Origin of the sequence: Microbulbifer sp. Q7 (assembly GCF_001639145.1) — a bacterium.
In the GTDB taxonomy this organism is placed as follows: domain Bacteria; phylum Pseudomonadota; class Gammaproteobacteria; order Pseudomonadales; family Cellvibrionaceae; genus Microbulbifer.
The window spans coordinates 1064737-1085822 of the sequence record NZ_LROY01000002.1 but is presented as its reverse complement, the minus strand read 5'-3'; the positions used below and the strand labels follow the sequence as shown (position 1 = coordinate 1085822).

Annotated in this window: 16 protein-coding genes; 10 read left to right on the top strand and 6 right to left on the bottom strand. The window is 58.5% G+C overall.

Features of this window, described 5'->3' with window-relative positions:
- The first annotated feature begins 133 nt into the window (after positions 1-133).
- Together clpS and clpA are read left to right on the top strand one after the other, a co-directional pair.
- Positions 134-529, top strand: coding sequence for an ATP-dependent Clp protease adapter ClpS (clpS, locus tag AU182_RS10180; protein ID WP_066964482.1), 396 nt, complete (start codon positions 134-136; stop codon positions 527-529).
- 131 nt (positions 530-660) lie between these two features.
- A complete protein-coding gene (gene clpA, locus AU182_RS10175) occupies positions 661-2943 on the top strand; it encodes an ATP-dependent Clp protease ATP-binding subunit ClpA (RefSeq protein ID WP_066964481.1) in 2283 nt (760 codons plus the stop codon).
- A 124-nt stretch (positions 2944-3067) separates the two neighbouring features.
- On the opposite strand, the gene infA is transcribed toward clpA, so the two are convergent.
- The 4 genes from infA to trxB form a co-directional block, all read right to left on the bottom strand.
- Positions 3068-3286, bottom strand: a complete 219-nt coding sequence (gene infA, locus AU182_RS10170; RefSeq protein WP_010130378.1) for a translation initiation factor IF-1 — start codon at positions 3284-3286, stop codon at positions 3068-3070.
- 187 nt (positions 3287-3473) lie between these two features.
- Entirely contained in the window at positions 3474-4193 is a 720-nt protein-coding gene (locus tag AU182_RS10165) for an arginyltransferase (protein WP_066964480.1), read from the bottom strand.
- Positions 4194-4418: 225 nt separating this feature from the next.
- The gene (gene aat / locus AU182_RS10160; protein WP_066964479.1) at positions 4419-5153 is read right to left on the bottom strand and encodes a leucyl/phenylalanyl-tRNA--protein transferase; all 735 of its coding nucleotides are present in this window, start codon (positions 5151-5153) and stop codon (positions 4419-4421) included.
- 89 nt (positions 5154-5242) lie between these two features.
- Complete coding sequence (gene trxB / locus AU182_RS10155; protein WP_066964478.1) at positions 5243-6184, bottom strand: thioredoxin-disulfide reductase; 942 nt, start codon at positions 6182-6184, stop codon at positions 5243-5245.
- 507 nt (positions 6185-6691) lie between these two features.
- Between trxB and AU182_RS10150 the strand changes: the two genes are divergently transcribed.
- From AU182_RS10150 to AU182_RS10120, 7 genes are all read left to right on the top strand, one after another.
- Positions 6692-9073, top strand: a complete 2382-nt coding sequence (locus AU182_RS10150) for a DNA translocase FtsK (RefSeq protein WP_369802077.1) — start codon at positions 6692-6694, stop codon at positions 9071-9073.
- A 104-nt stretch (positions 9074-9177) separates the two neighbouring features.
- Positions 9178-9795 (top strand): outer membrane lipoprotein chaperone LolA, encoded by a 618-nt coding sequence (gene lolA, locus AU182_RS10145; protein ID WP_066964476.1) that lies wholly within the window; start codon positions 9178-9180, stop codon positions 9793-9795.
- Positions 9788-11152 (top strand): replication-associated recombination protein A, encoded by a 1365-nt coding sequence (locus AU182_RS10140; protein WP_066964475.1) that lies wholly within the window; start codon positions 9788-9790, stop codon positions 11150-11152. The genes lolA and AU182_RS10140 overlap by 8 nt, the downstream gene beginning before the upstream one ends.
- Positions 11153-11192: 40 nt before the next feature.
- Positions 11193-11567, top strand: coding sequence for a fluoride efflux transporter CrcB (gene crcB / locus AU182_RS10135; protein WP_066964473.1), 375 nt, complete (start codon positions 11193-11195; stop codon positions 11565-11567).
- A gap of 18 nt (positions 11568-11585) precedes the next feature.
- Complete coding sequence (serS, locus tag AU182_RS10130; RefSeq protein WP_066964461.1) at positions 11586-12863, top strand: serine--tRNA ligase; 1278 nt, start codon at positions 11586-11588, stop codon at positions 12861-12863.
- 18 nt (positions 12864-12881) lie between these two features.
- Entirely contained in the window at positions 12882-14261 is a 1380-nt protein-coding gene (cysG, locus tag AU182_RS10125; RefSeq protein WP_066964459.1) for a siroheme synthase CysG, read from the top strand.
- A 99-nt stretch (positions 14262-14360) separates the two neighbouring features.
- A complete protein-coding gene (locus tag AU182_RS10120; RefSeq protein ID WP_066964458.1) occupies positions 14361-14624 on the top strand; it encodes a hypothetical protein in 264 nt (87 codons plus the stop codon).
- 164 nt (positions 14625-14788) lie between these two features.
- Here the strand turns inward: AU182_RS10120 and AU182_RS10115 are convergent, their stop codons facing one another.
- Both AU182_RS10115 and AU182_RS10110 read right to left on the bottom strand, forming a co-directional pair.
- Complete coding sequence (locus AU182_RS10115) at positions 14789-15394, bottom strand: FMN-dependent NADH-azoreductase (RefSeq protein WP_066964457.1); 606 nt, start codon at positions 15392-15394, stop codon at positions 14789-14791.
- Positions 15395-15682: 288 nt separating this feature from the next.
- Positions 15683-17923 carry a penicillin acylase family protein gene (locus AU182_RS10110; protein ID WP_227718215.1) on the bottom strand — a complete coding sequence of 747 codons (2241 nt, stop codon included), beginning with the start codon at positions 17921-17923 and terminating at the stop codon, positions 15683-15685.
- Positions 17924-18372: 449 nt separating this feature from the next.
- Between AU182_RS10110 and AU182_RS10105 the strand changes: the two genes are divergently transcribed.
- The gene (locus AU182_RS10105; RefSeq protein WP_227718214.1) at positions 18373-20982 is read left to right on the top strand and encodes a TonB-dependent receptor; all 2610 of its coding nucleotides are present in this window, start codon (positions 18373-18375) and stop codon (positions 20980-20982) included.
- Positions 20983-21086 lie beyond the last annotated feature (104 nt).

Sequence of the window (21086 nt, the reverse complement as noted above, 5' to 3'; positions counted from 1 at the left end):
ACGGTTACAATGCGCGTTCATTTATTTCACGGCAGTGACTGGCACCGGTATTTCGTACTTGTAATGCACCGGGATATAACCGTGTATACGTCAGCACTGTGAACTGATTCCTGAATTCTGATTGATTAGCGCTATGGGAAAATCACAAATCATTAAACTACACTCCAACGAAGGTGAAGATGGTGATGACTACCATTTTCATGGCGCTGGAGGGGATACCGCGCTGGCGGAAGCGAAACCTCGCCTCAAGCGTCCGCCGATGTACAAGGTGGTCATGCTGAACGATGACTACACCCCGATGGAGTTTGTCGTAGAGGCTCTGGAACTGTTTTTCTACGTCAACCGGGAACGCGCCACTCAGTTGATGCTGCAGGTGCACACTAAGGGAAAAGCCATCTGTGGTGTCTATACTCGAGATATAGCGGAAACAAAGGCCGCGCAGGTGAATCAGTTTGCGCGGGACAACGAACATCCACTGCTTTGTGAAATCGAGGCAGACGAAGAAGACGAAAATGGCGAGGAGGGTTGAGGTTAGCAGTTCTGGCACCTATATGGACGTAGGTGTGGCTTTGGCGGCCGGAGTTCCGGCAAAAAATCAGGAATACCGGGTGTTGTTCACTACAACCCGGATGACATTGGCCAGTAAGGTTTGAGGTTTAAATGCTCAGCAAGGATTTAGAAGTAACGCTGAATCTAGCGTTCAAAGGTGCACGGGCGAAACGCCATGAGTTTATGACCGTGGAGCACCTGTTGCTGGCGCTGCTGGACAATGAATCGGCGGCCGATGTTTTACATGCCTGTGGTGCCGACCTCAGTGCCCTGCGCCGCGAATTGCTCGAGTTTGTCGACTCGACCACCCCCCTGATACCGGAAAATGACAGCGAGCGTGAAACCCAGCCCACCCTGGGCTTCCAGCGTGTATTGCAGCGTGCGGTGTTCCATGTGCAGTCGTCCGGCAAAAAAGAAGTCACCGGAGCCAATGTGCTGGTGGCCATTTTCTGCGAACAGGAAAGCCAGGCGGTTTACTACCTTAAGCAGCAGAGTGTCGCCCGGATCGATGTGGTGAATTACATCACCCACGGCATTTCGCGGGTGAGTTCAGGTGGCAACAATGCCCACAACAGCACGGATCCATCACCGGAACAGGTCGATGAAGATCTCGGCAGTACTGCTGAGCCCGGCGGTTCCGATCCCCTGGAGAGCTACGCGACCAATCTGAACCAGGAGGCCATTCTTGGCCGCATAGACCCGCTGGTGGGGCGCGCACCGGAGGTGGAGCGCGTCACCCAGGTGCTGGCGCGTCGCCGTAAGAACAACCCGCTGCTGGTTGGTGAGTCCGGTGTCGGTAAAACCGCAATCGCCGAGGGGTTGGCACGCCGCATTGTGGACGGTGAGGTCCCCGAGCCGCTCAGGGAAAGCACCATCTATTCACTGGATCTCGGCTCGCTGCTGGCGGGTACCAAGTACCGTGGCGACTTTGAGAAGCGTTTCAAGGCGCTCCTCGCTGAGCTTAAAAAGCGTGAACACGCGGTACTGTTTATTGATGAAATCCACACCATTATTGGTGCCGGGGCGGCATCCGGTGGTGTGATGGATGCCTCCAATCTGCTCAAGCCGCTGCTTTCCAGTGGCCAATTGCGCTGTATAGGCTCCACGACGTTCAATGAATATCGCGGAATTTTCGAAAAAGATCGCGCCCTTTCGCGTCGTTTCCAGAAGATCGATGTGCACGAGCCTTCGGTAGAGGAGACGGTGCAGATCCTTCAGGGGCTTAAAACCTGCTTTGAAGATCACCACAAGGTCCGTTTTACGGATTCGGCCCTGGAGGCCGCTGCACACCTTGCCAATCGGCATATCACCGAACGCTTTCTGCCGGATAAGGCCATTGATGTGATTGATGAGGCGGGGGCGTACCAGGCGCTGCTTCCCGCAGATCAGCGTACCGACACCATTTCAGTCACAGAGATCGAAAACATTGTGGCAAAAATGGCTCGAATTCCCGCGAAAAGCGTGTCGGCCTCCGACAAGGCTGCGCTGTCCAAGCTCGATGAAAACCTCAAAATGGTCGTGTTCGGTCAGGACAACGCGATCGAAGCCCTCAGCACGTCGATCAAGCTGGCGCGTGCTGGTCTCGGTGCGGAAGAGAAGCCCATCGGTTCCTTCCTGTTTGCCGGTCCTACCGGCGTGGGCAAGACCGAGCTGTGCCGTCAACTGGCGCAGGTAATGGGCATTGAGCTAATCCGCTTCGACATGTCCGAATATATGGAGCGCCACACGGTTTCCCGCCTGATCGGCGCGCCGCCAGGGTATGTCGGTTTCGACCAGGGCGGCCTGCTCACCGATGCAGTCACCAAGCACCCGCACAGTGTTGTACTGCTCGACGAGATTGAAAAGGCCCACCCGGAAGTGTTCAACCTGCTGCTGCAGGTAATGGATCACGGCACGCTGACCGACAACAATGGCCGCAAGGCGGACTTCCGCAACGTGATTCTTATCATGACGACCAATGCCGGTGCCGAATTGATGAGCCGCCGCTCCATCGGGTTCTCCACCCAGGATCACAGCAGCGACGGGATGGAAGAGATCAAGAAAATGTTCACCCCGGAATTCCGTAACCGCCTCGACAGCATCATTCAATTTGGTGCGCTGGATATCGCGGTGGTTAAAACGGTGGTGGACAAGTTTGTGGTGGAGCTGCAGGCACAGCTGGATGAGTCCCGCGTGACCCTTGAGGTCGACGACGAAGCCCGCGAGTGGCTGGCGGTGAATGGCTATGACGAGAAAATGGGTGCCCGACCCATGGCGCGGCTGATTCGAGAAAAGCTGCGCAAGCCGTTAGCAGAAGCGGTGCTGTTCGGCGACCTGTCGGAAGAGGGTGGCCGGGTCGAGGTGACGGTAGAAAACGATCAGCTCAAGATCAATACAGCGGTCCCCGTGCACTGACGGGGATGTACCAGCACGCTGCGGGCGCCCTCAGCGAGAACGAAAAAAGCCACCTTCAGGGTGGCTTTTTTCATGCGCCCAGTATTTTCGGACGCCGATACCGGCAATACGCCGGGTGAAGCACTTAGCGGGCGCGGTAGGTGATACGGCCCTTGCTCAGGTCGTAAGGGGTGAGTTCCACCTTGACCTTATCGCCGGTGAGGATACGGATGTAGTTTTTGCGCATCTTGCCGGAAATATGTGCGATTACCACATGTCCATTTTCCAATTTCACGCGGAATGTAGTGTTGGGCAGGGTGTCGATCACCTCACCTTCCATTTCAATGTAATCGTCTTTTGCCATGCGGCAGCAACCTTTGATTAATGTGTACTAGCTTGTCCGCCACGTTTGTATGGCCCCTGCATTGTCATTTTAGGGGACCCGGCGGTACGACGGGCGAGCATTTTGCACGAAAAGTGGGGCAAGGCCAAGTGGTAGCGCGGCCTGAGGGGAGTTTTCCGCTGGCGGTACTGTAGGCGACAGGCTTCCGTCAGTCGGACCGGAGAACCCAGCGGTTGCCCTGAAGGGTTTCCAGTGGCTGGAACTGGCTTTTGTAGGCCATTTTCTGGGACTGGGCAATCCAGTAGCCCAGGTACAAACTGGGCAGTCCTAGCCGACGCGCCCACTCTACCTGATACAGGATCGAGTAAGTGCCGAGGCTGCGCTTGACTTCATCCGGGTCAAAAAATGTGTAGATCGCGGAAACCCCGGCGGAGAGTACATCGGTGACCGCGGTGCCCAGGAGGCGGCCCCGGGCTCGGAATTCCAGATAGCGTGTACTACCCCAGGCTCGGTTCAGGAAGCTGCGGAATTGCTCGCGGTTGGGCGGGTACATCTCCCCATCCTGATGTCGCTGCTCAATGTAGCGCGCATAGAGCGCATAGTGCTCATCGGTGTCGATCGTGCGCTGGTGGAATACGTCGAGGTCGCGATTGCGACGCCAGCAACGACGTTGATTACGGTTGGGCGTAAACAGCTCTACCGGGATCCGCGCGGGGATACAAGCCTGGCAATGGGTGCACTGCGGGCGATAAAGGTAGCTGCCACTGCGACGAAAACCGAGCTCCGAAAGGCGGCTATACAGGCGCTGGTCTACCTGGGTTTGGGGATCCACAAAAACGGTGGTGGCTTCCTGATCGGCCAGATAGCCGCAGGGATGGGGCAGGGTAGCGAGCAGGCGCACCGTATCCAGAGGAGAATGCTGGCTCATGCCGGGTGCGCCCTCCAGTGCCTGTATGCGGTCTTCACGGCAGTGCGCCCGACGGACTTTGTAGTCAATATTTTCATGGCAAATGCCTGTTGCCCTGTCGCCCAGGAGAGAAGAAATCCTGTCCCGAGGGTAAGTTGTGCTTGCGCAAAACACAATCTCCGGCAGTTGCGTGGGGCAGCGCCAGGAGCAGCGCGCGAGGAAAGGCGGTGCAGCATTCGCGAGGAATCATGGGTGGGCAAGCAGTTCCGTTGCCGGCGCTGCAGGCCAGGGCGAGGGAAAGGCGGGCGCGGCAATCCCGGCGCTCAGAAGGCGCTCGAACGCATCGCGGCTGACCTCGATTGCCCCCAGGCTGGTGAGATGCGGGTTGCTAACCTGGCAGTCGATCAGCTCACAGCCCCAGCTTGCCAGCTGCCGTACCAGACCCGCAAAGGCGACTTTTGAGGCGTCTGTGGCGCGGTGAAACATGGATTCGCCGAAAAACACGCGGCCAATGGCCAGCCCGTAGAGCCCACCCACCAACTTGCCATCCAGCCAGGCCTCCACGGAATGCGCGTGTCCCAAGTGGTGCATGGAAAGGTAGGCATCGTGCATTTCTTCGGTAATCCAGGTGCCAGACTCCTCCGCGCGCGGTCCCGCACATCCCTCGAGTACTTGCTCGAAGGCCTGGTCGAATGTCAGCTGATAGCGCCCCTGACGGATGACCTTTCTCAGGCTGCGACTGAACCGGACAGTATCCGGGCGCACGATACAGCGGGGCGAGGGAGACCACCAGAGGATGGGCTGGTCGTCTGAAAACCAGGGAAATATCCCCTTTCGGTAGGCGGCAATGAGCCATTCTGGGGTGAGATCACCGCCGATCGCCAACAGGCCATTGGGGTCGCTCAGTGCGGCGGACGTGTCCGGGAAGGTGATGATGTCCGGGTCCAGCAGTGACAGGGTCTCGTCCGTATCGTTACTCAATCTTGCGCCTCACTTGCGGCTGGCGTTTTGAGGATTCTGAACGAAAAAAGGCGGCTCTGCAGCCGCCTTTTTCGGGGATTGGACGGGCCTTACTGCGCGTCGAGGAAGCGCTCGGCGTCCAGTGCGGCCATACAGCCGGTGCCCGCCGAGGTCACCGCCTGGCGGTAGATATGGTCGGATACGTCACCCGCCGCAAAGACGCCAGGGATGGACGTCTGGGTGGCGTTACCCTGCAGGCCACTTTCCACGATGATGTAACCGCCGTTCATTTCCAGCTGGCCCGCAAAGATGTCGGTGTTGGGCTTGTGACCGATCGCGATAAACACGCCGGATACGTCCAGCTCCTTGGTGGTGTCGTCCTGAACGTTCTTCAGGCGAACCCCGGTAACCCCGTTGTCGTCACCCAGCACCTCGTCCAGGGTGTGGTGCCAGCACAGGTTGATATTGCCGTTCTCGGCCTTATCCAGCAGTCGATCCTGAAGGATTTTTTCCGCGCGCAACTCGTCGCGGCGGTGTACCAGAGTCACTTCACTGGCGATGTTGGAGAGATACAGGGCTTCTTCCACAGCGGTGTTACCACCACCCACTACCACCACCTTCTGGTCGCGGTAGAAGAAACCGTCACAGGTGGCACAGGCACTCACCCCGCGGCCCTGGAAGGCCTCTTCCGATGGCAGGCCCAGGTACTGCGCCGATGCGCCGGTGGCGATAATCAGTGCGTCGCAGGTATAGGTTTCATTGCCTTTCAGGGTGAAGGGGCGCTGCTTGAGGTCCACTTCATGGATGTGGTCGAAAATGATGTTGGTGTCAAAGCGCTCCGCGTGTTGCTGCATCTGCACCATCAGATCCGGCCCCTGCAGGTCGTGTACACCACCCGGCCAGTTCTCCACTTCGGTCGTTGTGGTCAGCTGACCACCTTGCTGCATGCCAGTGATGACGACAGGATTCAGGTTGGCGCGCGCCGCGTAAATGGCGGCGGTATAGCCGGCAGGGCCGGAGCCGAGGATGATCAGGCGGTGGTGGTTACTCATGACTGGACTCACAATACTTCGATGTTGAAATTGGGTGATTCTTTAGCGGCTTACAGCACCTGGCGCTGCGCGCGGCGAATAATGTTGCCTGCGCGGATCATGGCCTTCCCACCATGAATGTTCAAGGTGCGCCCATTGGCGACGGGGCCTTTTCTCGGTTCTGAGCAGAATACAGCCCGTGAGGGAGTCACTGGCAGAAACCGTAATATGACCCGGCGGTGCAAAAATTGCCGCAATGATAGGAGATGCACGTCAGGCGACCAAATAGTTTGACCTTATTTATCTCATTGTCCGTGTTTATAGGTTCGCCAAATGAACAGAGTTGGGTGGCGGCGTCAACCAGGAGGCAAGCCCTTACCGCTTGCGCGGTTGATTTAAACCTACAAATTGCGTGAACAGATCTCTATAAGTCATTGATAATAAATGTAACATTGATTCTTAAAGTGAATTCTACCATGCGCGTACGGTAGCATTTGCCCGGCGGCTGTAGTACACAGAAGCCTGAAAATGTCGTCCCAACTATATAAGAGGCGACTCAACAGAACTTGCTGCCGAGGTAAGCCATTGAAGGCTGATAGCGAATCCGAATCATCACCAGCCATTCCCGACTCCCTGATCGCGAGAATTGTCCGGGAGGGCGCCTTGATCACGCTGCTGGCTGGTGCCTTGCTGGCGGGTATCAGCTTGCTGAGTTATAGCCCGAGCGACCCAGGCTGGTCGCACACCGGCAGTGGCGGGGCGGTAGACAATGCCATTGGCCCCACTGGCGCCTGGTTGGCAGATGTGGGGCTCTCCCTGCTTGGATGGATGGCCTATCTGTTCCCGGTTTTGATTGGCTGGCGGGCCTACCGGATTTTGCGGGACAAAAACGCCCGCTTCCACGGCCCGCTGTTTGCGCTGCGGGTTGGGGGGCTGTTGCTGCTGCTGGTAGCCGGCGCGGCGATCGCAACCCTGTGCTTCAGTGAGGCGTCACCGCCGCTGCCATTCTCCAATGGCGGGATTGTCGGTGCGGCGATTTCCAGTTTTATGGAGAAGGGGCTTGGCTACGTAGGTGCGACTATCCTGCTGCTGGCGATGTTTGCGATTGGGGTCACCGTGTTTACCGGTATGTCCTGGCTCAAACTGTTTGAGGACATCGGCCGCAGCGTGCTGTTCGTGTTCAGCTGGATTGGCACGCGCATGGCGCGAGCGCGAAAACAGCGAGAAGAGCAACGGTTCGCCCGCGAAGCGGTGGTTGTGCGTAAAGCAGCCATTGAAGAAGAAAAGCAACGCACCGCCAAGCGCCAACCGCCCCAGATTGCGCAAGCAGCGCCGCCGCCGAAGCAGAGCCCGCGCGCTGTGAAAGAAAAGCAGGGTGAGCTGTTCAAGGGGCCGGTTACCGGCACCCTGCCAGCGCTCTCCCTGTTGGATGCAGCCGACACCAACAAGAAGGCGGGTTTCAGCCGTGAGGCGCTGGAAGCACTGTCGCGTCTGCTGGAGCTGAAGCTGAAGGATTTCGGCGTGGTGGCCGAGGTCGTGTCCGTGTTGCCTGGCCCCGTGGTTACTCGCTTTGAGATACAGCCGGCGCCCGGGGTGAAAGTCAGCCGCATCACGAACCTGGCCAAGGACCTGGCGCGCTCACTTGCCGTGATCAGCGTGCGCGTGGTGGAAGTCATTCCAGGAAAATCGGTGGTGGGTATCGAGATCCCCAATGAAAACCGCCAGATCGTGCGGCTCTCCGAAGTCATCGGCGCCGAGGTCTACGACCGGGCCAACTCTGCCCTGACCCTGGCGCTCGGCCACGATATTTCCGGCCAGCCGGTGGTGGCGGATCTTGCCAAGATGCCGCACCTGCTGGTGGCCGGCACCACCGGCTCCGGTAAGTCTGTGGGCATCAACGTAATGCTGTTGAGTCTGCTGTACAAATCCACCCCGGACGAAGTGCGCCTGATCCTGGTAGACCCCAAAATGCTTGAGCTCTCGGTGTACGAGGGCATCCCGCACCTGCTGACGCCGGTGATTACGGATATGAACGATGCGGCCAATGGCTTGCGCTGGTGTGTGGGGGAGATGGAGCGCCGCTACAAGCTGATGGCGGCCATGGGTGTGCGGAACCTTGCCGGCTTCAATCGCAAGGTAAAAGAGGCGATTGCCGCGGGTGAACCGCTGATCGATCCGATCTGGCAGCCAGACCCCATGTCCAGTGTGCCAGAGGCGGAGCAGACCGCACCGCACCTGAAGCACTTGCCGGCCATTGTCGTGGTCATCGATGAATTTGCCGACATGATGATGATCGTCGGTAAAAAGGTCGAGCAGCTGATCGCGCGGATCGCGCAGAAGGCCCGTGCCGCCGGGATTCACTTGCTGCTGGCTACCCAGCGCCCGTCGGTGGATGTGATTACCGGCCTGATCAAGGCCAACGTGCCCACGCGTATGGCGTTCCAGGTCTCGTCGAAAGTGGATTCACGTACCATTCTGGATCAGGGCGGTGCGGAGCAGCTGCTGGGGCACGGCGACATGCTGTACCTGCCGCCGGGCACCGCGGTGCCTATCCGGGTACACGGGGCCTTTGTGGACGATCATGAGGTGCATCAGGTTGTGGCGGACTGGTGTCGTCGCGGCGAGCCCGAGTACATCGACGGTATCGTCGATGACGCCAATAACAGTATCCCGGTACCGGGCATGGCCACCGAAGGTGGGGAGGACGACCCGGAAACCGATGCCCTGTACGACGAGGCCGTTGCCTTCGTGACCAAGTCCCGCAAGGCATCCATTTCATCTGTGCAACGACAGCTTCGCATCGGCTACAATCGCGCCGCGCGCATGATCGAGGCCATGGAGGCGGCAGGGGTTGTATCGGCGCAGCAGGCCAATGGCAACCGGGAAGTGCTGGCGCCACCTCCGGCATAAGCAACCGCACCACCTCACCCAATTGAGCCCGGTTCAGGCCGGGTTCACCTGTCGCCGACTAGGCTTTAGGTACATTCCCCGGAATCGCAAACTGGAAGGCACATATGAAGCGCACACTGAGTATTTTTCTTCTCGCATTCGGGCTCGGCGCGGGCTCCGCTGGTGTCCAGGCGGATGCCAGTGACGAGCTGAGCCGGCTGCTGCAGCCGCTGGGCGCCATCTCCGGCAACTTTCGCCAGACCCTGAAAGACCAGAAGGGAAAAACCCTGCAGAAAAGTAGTGGCAATTTTTCCGTGCAGCGCCCGGGGAAATTGCGCTGGCAAACCGGGGAACCGTTTCCCCAGTTGCTGGTGACCAACAACAAGAAGTTGTGGCTGTACGATCCGGATCTGGAGCAGGTCACCATTCGCCCGGTGGACAACCGCATGAAGGAAACCCCGGCGCTGTTGCTCGGCGGTAAGGTTGAGGATATTCGTGGTTCCTTCAGCGTTGAAAGCAAGAAGGGGGCTTATTACCTGACGCCAAAGCGTGCCTCTGCGCCGTTCAAGTCCATGGTCATCCGTTTTGACAAGCGCGGGCTGCCCGCGGCCATGACCGTGCGCGATGGCATGGGCCAGACTACGGATATCCGGTTTAACGGTCTGCAGGCGAACCCGAAGTTATCTTCACGCATTTTCGACTTCAAGCCACCCAAAGGTACCGACGTTATTCGCGATGAGTGATCTGTTCCAGTCGCCTCCACGGCATCAGCCACTGGCCGCGCGTATGCGGCCCCAGACTCTGGCCCACTATGTGGGCCAGACGCATTTATTGGGGCCGGGCAAGCCCCTGCGGGAAGCGGTGGAGCGTGGCCAATTGCATTCTATGGTGCTCTGGGGGCCACCCGGGGTAGGCAAAACCACCTTTGCGCGACTGCTGGCGGAAGAGTGCGATGTGCGCTTCGCGACGCTGTCTGCGGTGCTGGCCGGGGTCAAGGAAATCCGCCAGGCCGTGGCCGAAGCCGAGCAGCATGCGGCCCAGTTTGGTCGCGGCACCATCCTGTTCGTGGACGAGGTACACCGGTTCAACAAGGCCCAGCAGGACGCTTTTCTGCCGTACGTGGAGGAGGGCACCGTCACCTTTGTGGGCGCCACCACGGAAAACCCGTCGTTTGAGCTCAACAACGCGCTGCTCTCCCGCTGCCGCGTTTACCTGCTGCGTAGCCTTTCCCAGGCGGAGCTGCAGGGTCTCCTGCGTCGCGCGCTGCAGGACGACGAGGAGCTCAGGGCTCGGCGTATCGAATTGACGGACGCCGTGCTCGATAAAATCACCCTGAGTGCGGACGGCGATGCCCGCAGCGCGCTCAACCTGCTGGAAATTGCCTGCGACCTGTCGCGGGAAGAAGGTGGCAAGCAGGTCATTGACGAGGGGGTGCTGGCTGAGGTGCTCACCGCCGACGTGCGCCGTTTCGACAAGGGTGGCGACTATTTTTATGACCAGATTTCGGCGCTGCACAAAGCCGTACGGGGGTCGGACCCGGACGCCGCCCTGTACTGGTTTGCGCGGATGATCGACGGTGGCTGTGACCCGCTGTACGTGGCCCGGCGTGTGGTGCGCATGGCCAGTGAAGATATCGGCAACGCGGACCCCCGGGCCCTGGAAATCGCTCTGAATGCCTGGGATGTTCAGGAACGGCTTGGCAGCCCGGAAGGAGAACTGGCGATTGCGCAGGCGGTGGCATATCTCGCCGTCGCGGCCAAGAGCAACGCGGTCTACAGCGCGTACAAGCGTGTATTGGCGGATATCCGCCGCGAGCCCAGTTACGAGGTGCCGACGCATTTGCGCAATGCGCCCACCAAATTGGCCAAAGAGATGGCGCATGGGGCGGACTATCGCTATGCCCACGATGAGCCCGACGGCTTTGCGGCAGGAGAGAATTACTTTCCCGAGGCCATTGCCAATCGCCGTTATTACCATCCGGTAACCCGGGGGCTGGAGCTGAAGATCCACGAAAAGCTGGAGCGATTGCGCGCGCTCAATCAGGCCAGTGACGTTCAGCGCTACGCAACCGGCCAACACGCCACCCCAGAAAAACGCTAGAATCCCCGCAGTTCATAGTCAGACCTTTCTGGGAGCTCCCATGCAATGGATAGCGATAGCAATCGGCGGTGCCATTGGCGCCATCCTGCGGCATCTGGTCGGGGTCTGGTCCTATCCGGTGTTTGAGAACCGAATCCCCCTGGGTACATTTATCGTCAATGTGGTGGGCTCCCTGCTCATCGGTTTCGCTTATGTGCTGATTGTCGAGCGGGGCATGCTGGGCCAGGAGTGGCGACTGATGATCATGACCGGGCTATTTGGCGCTCTCACCACCTTCTCGACTTTTTCGCTGGAAACAGTGCTGTTGTGGCACAATGGCCAGCCTTTAACAGCGCTGGCCTACGTGGTTGCCAGCATCCTGGTCTGCCTGGCTGCCACCGCAGCCGCTATCAGCCTGGGAATGAAATATCTGTAACGCGGTAATTGAATACACATGCTCGATCCAAAACTAATTCGTAACCACCTCGACGACGTTGCGGCGGCGCTCACCAAGCGCGGCGTGCAGCTGGACAAAGCCAAACTGGAGCAGCTCGAAGAGCAGCGCAAAGAACTGCAGATGCGCACTGAATCCCTGCAGAGTGAGCGCAACAGCAAATCCAAGAATATCGGCCGCGCCAAGGCCAGCGGCGAAGATATTGCCCCGCTGCTGAAAGAAGTTGAGTCCCTCGGTGGCCAGCTGTCCGAAGCCAAGCAGGCACTTGGTGAGCTGCAGGCGCAGCTGGACGATCTGCTGCTGGCGATCCCCAACCTCCCGGATGAATCGGTACCGGAAGGCAAGGACGAGGACGATAACGTCGAGGTGCGCCAGTGGGGCACCCCACGTAGTTTCGACTTCACCGTACGCGACCACGTGGACCTCGGGGCCAGCCTGAACGGGCTTGATTTTGAAGTGGCCAGCAAGATCACCGGCTCCCGCTTTGCGGTCATGACGGGCAAGGTCGCCAAGCTGCACCGCGCTCTGGCACAGTTCATGCTAGATCAGCACGTAGAAGAGCACGGCTACCAGGAAGCCAATGTGCCGGTCATCGTGAATAGCGATTCCCTGTACGGTACCTCGCAGCTGCCCAAGTTTGCCGAGGACCTGTTCAAGCTGGAGGATGAGCGCGGTTTCTACCTCATCCCCACGGCGGAGGTACCGCTGACCAATCTGTACCGCGATGAGATCGTCGAGGACGCCGCGTCGCTGCCGCACAAGTTTGTCAGCCACACCAACTGCTTCCGCTCAGAGGCCGGCTCCCACGGGCGCGATACCCGCGGCATGATCCGACAGCACCAGTTCGAGAAGGTGGAACTCGTGTGGTTCGCCCGCCCGGATCAGTCCATGGAAGCGCTTGAAAAGCTCACCAGCCATGCAGAAAACATTCTGCAGAAGCTGAATCTGCCATACCGCACCGTTGTGCTGTGTGGTGGCGATATGGGTTTCGGTGCAACCAAAACCTATGATCTGGAAGTGTGGATCCCATCTCAGGAAAAATACCGGGAAATTTCATCCTGCTCCTCGATGGGTGACTTCCAGGCCCGGCGTATGAAGGCCCGCTGGCGCAACCCGGAAACCGGCAAGCCAGAGCTGCTGCACACCCTGAATGGATCCGGGTTGGCGGTAGGCCGTACGCTGATCGCGGTGCTGGAAAACTACCAACAGGCCGATGGTAGTATTGAAGTGCCCGAAGTACTGCGCTCCTATATGGGAGGCGCATCAAAGATCGGCTAAGCAGTATGGAACAAGAACTTGCGTTACCTGCCTCTCGCGTTTGATTTAAAAAATCGCCCCTGTCTGATTGTCGGGGGCGGTACCATCGCCACGCGCAAAGCGCGGCTACTCAGCAAAGCGGAGGCACGGCTACTCGTTGTGGCTCCGGATATCACCGATGAGCTGCGCCAGCTGGTGATGGGGAGCGGCGGTGAGTATATCGTCGGCATCTATCGCAAGGATCTGCTCGACCGAGCGGAAATCGTCGTTGCCGCAACGGCCGACGAAAACGTCAACGCGCAGGTATCCGAGGATGCCCGCGCACGCCGGCTACCGGTCAATGTAGTGGACTCGCCTGCACTCTGCACCTTCACTTTTCCCTCCATTGTTGAACGCGGCCCGCTCTCTGTCGGTATTTCCAGTGGCGGCTCCGCCCCAGTGCTTACCCGAATGTTGCGCGCTCAAATCGAGACATTGTTGTCGCCGGGACTCGGTCTGATTGCCGAGCTCGCCGGCCGCATGCGCGACACAGTGAAAGCGGCGTTGCCGGAAGCCCAGCGCAAGGATTTTTGGCACTGGGTCTTTAATGGTCCCATCGTCGGTGAGATTGAGCGAGGGCATAAAGCCCAAGCCGAACAGTTACTCCTGGATGAGCTGCAGCGCTGGGAAGCCAAGCCCGCACCGAGCGGCGAAGTCTACCTGGTGGGCGGAGGCCCGGGCGATCCGGACCTGCTCACGTTTCGCGCCCTGCGCCTGATGCAGCAAGCAGATGTGGTTCTGTACGACAGGCTCGTATCCACGGAGGTTCTGGAACTGGTACGCCGGGACGCCGAGCGCATCTATGTCGGCAAGATGAAGCAGTTCCACTCCGTGCCCCAGGACGATATTAACCAGCTACTGGTCGATCTGGCGAAGGAGGGCAAAAAAGTCCTGCGCCTGAAAGGCGGCGACCCCTTCGTGTTTGGCCGCGGGGGCGAGGAAATCGACAAACTGGCGGAAGCCGGTATCCCGTTCCAGGTTGTACCGGGTATTACGGCGGCGATTGGCTGCTCGGCGTATTCCGGCATACCGCTTACCCACCGCGACCACGCGCAGTCGGTGCGGTTTATCACCGGGCACCTGAAAGAGGGGGAGCTGGTGTTGCCCTGGAAGGAGCTGATCGCCAAAAGTCAGACCCTGGTGTTCTATATGGGCCTCACCGGCTTGCCGACCATTTCCGAAAAGCTGATTGCCCATGGCATGGACGCAGAGACGCCCGCCGCATTGGTGGAGAAGGGCACCACACGCGATCAGCGGGTCATTGTAGGCACCATCGCCACGCTGCCAGCGTTGGCCGAGTCTCACAAAGTGGAAGCTCCCGCCCTTACCATCATTGGCGGTGTGGTGAAGTTGCGCGAAAGCCTGGGCTGGTATCAGTAACGCGAACACAGACTGCAAGGATGATGTTCGGCATCCCTGACCCCCTCGACTGACAAACCCCTATCTATACTGAAAAAGGTGTTTGCCAGTGGTGGTTCTATGTTGTGGATGTTGCTTCGTTTTTATTGCACTCTTCTGGTGCGCAGCTTTTTGCCCCGGGAAAGTGAAATCCTGCTGCCAGATGAAAACGACAGTCATCTGCGTCGCTATACACGCAGTTATCGCATCAAGCGCAACTGGGTCAAAAACCTCTGGATTGGCTCATCGCTGCTGATGATCTGCTTTCCGCTGCTGCCGTTCATACTCATCTTGGGACTCCTCACCTCTTTCTTATCGTTTGCAATCTTGGATGAAACGGCCTGAGCGCTCGGTGCTCGTGCTCTGCCCAGCCTGCATGATAGGTCGCACAAAATCTGTGCGCGGAACGCACGCGCAAACCAAACTGGTGCACGAATATAGTCGGGACACAAAAAAGGGCGACCGCAGTCACCCCAAGCTTACAGGCTTAAACGTTTAAACGGCTGGCATCACGCGAGCTGAGAGAGTTGTTCCCGCGCCGCATTCAGTGCCGTATCCCTGGAATTGCCCCCCATCGCCAGGCCTTCCGCGTGGATAAACTCCACCTCTTCAATTCCGATAAACCCGAGAAACTGCCGGATGAAGCGGGTTTGCGCATGGTCCTCACCGTACAAGCCACCACGGGTAATTATGACGGTGGCGCGCTTTCCGGTGAGCAAACCCTGCGGGCCATTCTCGGTATATCGGAATGTCACACCGGCCCGGGCAATATGATCAAAGTAGGAGTGCAGGCTGGAGGGCACAGTGAAGTTGTACATCGGAATACCGAGCACCAGTGTGTCAGCCGCTTTAATTTCTTCGATCAGCGTGTCTGAAAAATCGACCACGGCCTGCTGCTCTCGTGTGCGTTCTGCGGGGTCACTGGTAAAGGCTTGAAAACGCGCGAGGTCCAAGTGGGGAATTGGGCTAGCGGCGAGGTCACGAGTGAGGATCTCGCCCTCGGGGTTGGCGGTGAGCCAGCGCTCGGCAAACTGATTGATCAGCTGGGTGGACTGCCCATCATTCTGGAACAGGCTGGTCTGAATTTTGAGAAGTTTTCTGGTGTGATTGGTCATCTGTGCGTCTCCAATGAGCGGCGGTTAACCCGATGCGCTCATTGAAGCATTGATGAATCAGATAGAAAATTATAAATAACCGCTCAAATCTATCTAAAAAACCGAAAATATCCTGGTTTTTAAGCAGCAAATTCGTGACTCGGGCATGAACTGCCACCGTTGGCGGGTAGCGCGGCACCGGAACGCGCAATAGAGAACGAGTTTCTCACAGAACGAGTCCGCAACAAATAAGAACGCGCTCCAGTGAGCGCGCTCTTCAATTACCTATTTGATTCGCAAGTGTCCAGGTCACCGCAAGGTCAGCGTGTAGGTGGTGGCCTGTTCTTTCATCGGCGAGGGATTACCCTCCACCCAATCTCTGTGGCCATTGCCGAAAAATGGCGACAGCGGATGGGCGCTTTGTCCCGTCGCCATATGAAAAATTCCATACTCTTCCCGACCGGGGGCCACCACCATGCGCTGGGAAGCACCATTGGTGGACGACTGGAAGCGGGGCATATGGGAATCCCCGGGGAGGTGATCCGCGGGCATGGCGGTAAACCAGTTCACGGCAGCGACCGCACGGCCAAGTGGGTGCTGGATTTTTGCCGCGTTTTGTACGCCCCATGTTTGCTGTGATAGGGGCTGGCCGCCTTTCGCCATGTCCTCCAACACCGCATCCAGCGCGGCAAGCTTGAGCGCGCTCCAGGATTCGAATTCTGGATTGAGGAGATGTGCAGGCTCGTTCACTAGCATTTCCCAGGCCGGGTATTCGATCTGACGATTGACTCGTCGGAACTTGAAGTCCGGGTCCTGGCGCTGCATGTAGGTCAGCACCGGCGCGATAGTGAGGTCGATAAAGCGCAGGCGGAAATTGCGTACGATGCGATAACCAACGGAATCGGCACTGGCACGGCCACCCCAGTTGGCCACCTGATCGCGGACGTCGTCATAGCCCTGGCTATTGCCCAGTAATTCTTGCAGCTGCGCCTGCCAGCGCTCGAGGAAGATGGCGCGATCATCGAGCTGCAGGTCCAGCAGATCCTGTTCGCTGAAGTGTTGCCGTGCAAACAGCGCATCGCGAATTTGTTGCTGGCGGGCGCCCAGTGCATAGCCGCCATCGCCCATCACACGCAGGAAGTCTCCATCCATGGTGCGCGAGTTGGCGGTCCAGATACGATGGGACGGGGGGTTGTAAATGCTGGGGTGCTGATCCAAAGGCAGGTAGCCGTCCCAGTAAGCGGTGCCATCCGCCCAGCTCACGGAGCGGCTGCCATCGAGCCCAATGCGGCGAGGGATGGGGCCGGCTACGGTCCAGCCGATATTGCCCTCACTGTCTCCCAGCACAAAATTCTGGTGGGGAATACCGAATTCCGGGGCGAGATCCATCGCGGCCCGTGTGTTTGCCGTGGTTTCCAGTTTGATGATGTTCAGGTTTGCGCCGCGCGCATCGTGGGCGACCCAGCGATAGGCGAGGGGCTTGCCTAAATGGTTTTCGCCAATAACCGGCCCCCAGATCGTCTTGCGAACCTCGAGTATTTCTGCAGGCTGCCCGCTGATCGCAATCTCTTCGCGCTCCACCTCAAATGGCGTCCAGCCATCGGGCGTGCGGTATTGTTCGCCGTTGGCGGACACTTCCAGAGGAATCAGGTCGCCCCAGTCTGCGGTGGTATTGGTGAAGCCCCAGGCGAGCTTGCCATTGCTGCCGGCAACAATGATCGGTCCGCCCGGCAAGGTGGCGCCGCGCATCTCATGGTTTGTGCCCGGGACATTCCAGCCGGCTCGAAACCAGATATTGGGCACCGTGATTGCCAGGTGCATATCGTCCGCCACGATCGCCGCGCCGTGTTCGGTCAGGGCGCCACCAACCACCCAGTTGTTGCTGCCGAAGATCATGTCCTCGCTTTCCATCTTGCCGTAGGCCAGCGGCTCCTGCGGGTCAACGAGCGCCGCAATATCGGTTTGCGGCAGTGATAGTGGCCCACGAGCATCGCCGATTAACGGTGCATCCCACATGCCACCCTTTGGTGCAAAGAATTGATACAGGTCCCCGGGCAGCAATTCCGCCAGTGCGTTGTCCCTTGCTTCAAATTCGCCGGTGTGGCTCTGCAGGGTCAGGTACATGCTGAAGATGGTGAGCAGACTGTCGGCCGGCTGCCAGGGGCGCGGAGTCTGGCGGAGGAGAGCGTACTCCCAGGGGGCGCTGCCCAGTTGTGACAGGCCATAATTCACCCCGTCCGTATAGCGTTCCAGAATCTTCCGGTGGTGCTCAGGCATCGCCGCAATATTGCGCTCCGCGCGTGTGCGGAACTGATGGCGGCGCACGCTCCGGTCGTGGGGCAGGGCCGCGGAGCCAACCAATGCCGCTAGCTCGCCGGCCGAGTTGCGTCGTAGCAGGTCCATCTGGAAGAAGCGTTCCTGAGCGTGCAGGAAACCGAGGGCAAACGCGGAGTCGGTACGGGATTCGGCGCGGATAAAGGCGATTCCCTGGGCGTCGCGCTCGATCGTTACCGGTCGTTCGAGCTGACCGGTGGCGAGCTCACCGCTCAAAACGGGCAGGCTCTGGCGCAGCCATATCCAGACGGCAAATATCACTAGTAATAAGAGGACAATCACGGCGCTAAAGCCGTATAAGGCGCGTTTAGGCCAGGGCGTGCTGTTGTTCATCGAGGCGCTCTCAACTGCATTGGGAGATTGTTATTTTGGGACTTCACGCCCGTGGTGGCCGGCAGGCACAGGCGACCAGTGTACCAACTTGAAGGGGCTGATAATGGTTACCGAAGGACTTTATCCGGTCACAAAGCGTTAGTTTAGGATGATCGTCGTGCCATTATGGCGCACTACTTCACATTAGCGGCCAGCGAAACTGACCAGTCACAATAAAAAGGTCACGACAACCTTTTCTTGGGCCACGCGTCCCCGTAAGATGGCCGAACTTGACTATCAATAATGATTCTTTTCCATCACGCTTTTCATATAACTAAAAACGCGAGGACGCGATGATGTACAACGCCGATCCGTCCGGTAAAAACCGGGCCTTCACCCTGTCCACCCTGTCTGCCGCTATTGCGGTAACCACTGCACTCAGCGGCGCCGCTTCCGCGGCTGAGATTGAAGAGGTTGTGGTAACCGCACAGAAACGTGCGGAAAATCTGCAGGACGTGCCGATTGCCATCTCTGCCTTTACAGGCGACAGCATGAAGGCCATGGGTGTCAAAAACCTGACCGACCTGGGTAAATTTACCCCGGGCGTGGAAATGAACAATGATACCCCGCTGCAGCCGACGTACAGTGTGCGCGGTATTGAAACCGGCGATTTCACCGTGGGTTCTGACCCCGCGGTAGCGGTGTACGTGGACGGTGTGTACACCGGTCGTGGCGCTGGTGCCGAGATTCCGCTGGCCGATATCGAACGCGTGGAAGTATTGAAGGGCCCGCAGGGAACCCTGTTTGGCCGCAACGCCACCGGCGGCGCCATCCATATTATTTCCAAGAAGCCGCAGGCCGACGACACCGCCGAATTGAACTTCACCGCAGGTAACTACGGTCGCCAGTCCACTGACCTGCTGCTGAACCGCCAGTTCGCGGATAACGTTTATGGCCGCTTCACTGCGTCCACTAATCGCCGTGATTCCTTCGCCGATAACCTGGCGAACGACTTCGAAGTCGGCAACATCGATACCCAGACCTACCGCGCCTCGCTGCTGTGGGAGCCGACCCCGGATACCGAAGTTCTGGTTCGCGCGGAGTATGGCATCATGGACCAGGGCAGTGCCCTGCGTAGCTCGATTGTGCCTTCCCTGCAGGCGGCCGACGGCGGCAGTGACGTGTTCGGTGACTACGCACTGGACACTCCGACCATCGAAGATCGCGACTCCTGGGGCACCTCTGTTTCCATCGTGCACGACTTCGATAACGTGACCTTCACCTCCATCACCGCATACCGTGGCTTTGAAGCGCACCTGCAGCAGGATGAAGACGGTACCGCCAACCCGGATTACATGTTCGGTTCTGCCAACCTGGATGACCAGACGCAGTTCAGTCAGGAATTCCGCCTGAACGGCGCCACCGATACCCTCAAGTGGACCCTGGGTGCGTCCTACTCCCGCGAGCAGCTGGAGCACACCACCGAAGCTTACTTTACCGGCGGCTCTCTTGAGTCTTTTGCGGTCTACAAAGGACTGCAGTCTGATTCCATGGGCCTTCTGGGTATCCCGCAAGACGTGTTCGACGCCATGCCCACTACCCAGCAGGAAGAGCTGGCGGTGGCTGCCCGTAAAGCTCTGAAGGACTCCGGTCAGGAAGGTGCGGCCGTCACCCAGTTCATGTACGACCTGTTCGTGGCACCGGGCGGCGTTGAAGATCAGCTGTTCACCAGTGTTGGCCTGCCCACTGCATACCAGCTGCAGCGACAGCAGCTTTTGGGCTCCATTTACATGGGCGTCGCGCCCTTTGTTGCCGCTGACACGCCCTGGACTGAAACCGTATTCAACGAAGGCGACTACCGCTCTACCGCAATTTATGGCGATGCCACCTGGAGCCTGACGGACAAGTTGGACCTGACGGTGGGCGCACGCTACACCGCGGACGAGAAAGACTTCTCCATCGTCAGCAGCTACCAGAACACCTTGCCGGTTGCGGACATGGACATTAACGTCATGGACGATAGTGGCAATCCGGTAATCGTACCGGATGGTATGGGCGGTTTCGTTCCCCTGACCATCAACCTCTCCCAAATCCCCCTGCGTTTTGGCCTGGCGTTTAACAACAGCGGTAACCCGGACCTCAATGAGCAGCTGAATGACACCTGGAATGATCTGTCCGGCCGTGTGGTTCTGGATTACCGTTGGAACGATGACGTAATGACGTTCATCTCCCTGTCTGACGGCTTCAAGGCGGGTGGTTTCAACAGCTTTACCGTTGCCGAAGGTATCGACCCGTCGTTTGACCAGGAGGGTGTGACCAACCTGGAAATCGGCATGAAGAGCAGCCTGTTCGACAACGCCGTACGTTTCAATGCGTCTGTATTCGCGTATGACTACAAGAACCTGCAGCAGCTGGATCTGGTGGGCGATCCGATTCCGAATTACTACCTGCGTAACGCCGATGCAAAAGGCAACGGCGCCGAGATGGAGCTGCAGTGGGCTGCCACCGATAGCCTGTTCATCGCCGGTAACTATTCGTACCTGAAGACCGAGTACACCCGTTATCAGATCATTGAATCCATTGGTGAGACCGTTGAGCGAAACTCCCGTGTTGGCCAGCCCCGTGTCGGCACACCGGAGAACAAGTTCAACCTGATGGCCGAGTACACCTTTGATCTGGCCGATGGTGGTGACGTGGTGCTGCGTGGCGATTACAACTGGACCGACGAGCGCGTTGGCTCCATCAGTGATCCCGCGCGTGTTATCCCGGATTACCAGCTGATGAACCTGCGTGCTGGCTGGAACAGCGCCTCTGACCGTTACTCTGCCGCCCTCTGGGTGCAGAATGTGACCGATGAGGAAATCGCTGGTGGGTACGGTGGTACCGGCGCTGCGATCGGCGCCAGCCCCGCCTGGCGCTACATGCCGCGCATGTACGGAGCGGACTTCACCGTTCGTTTCTGATCACATTCAGCGTGTGATAACCGAAAAGGGTCGGCAGTTGCCGGCCCTTTTTTTATGCGCAGAAAACCGGCGTGGGGGTAAATTGTTGGCGTCAGATTCCGCAA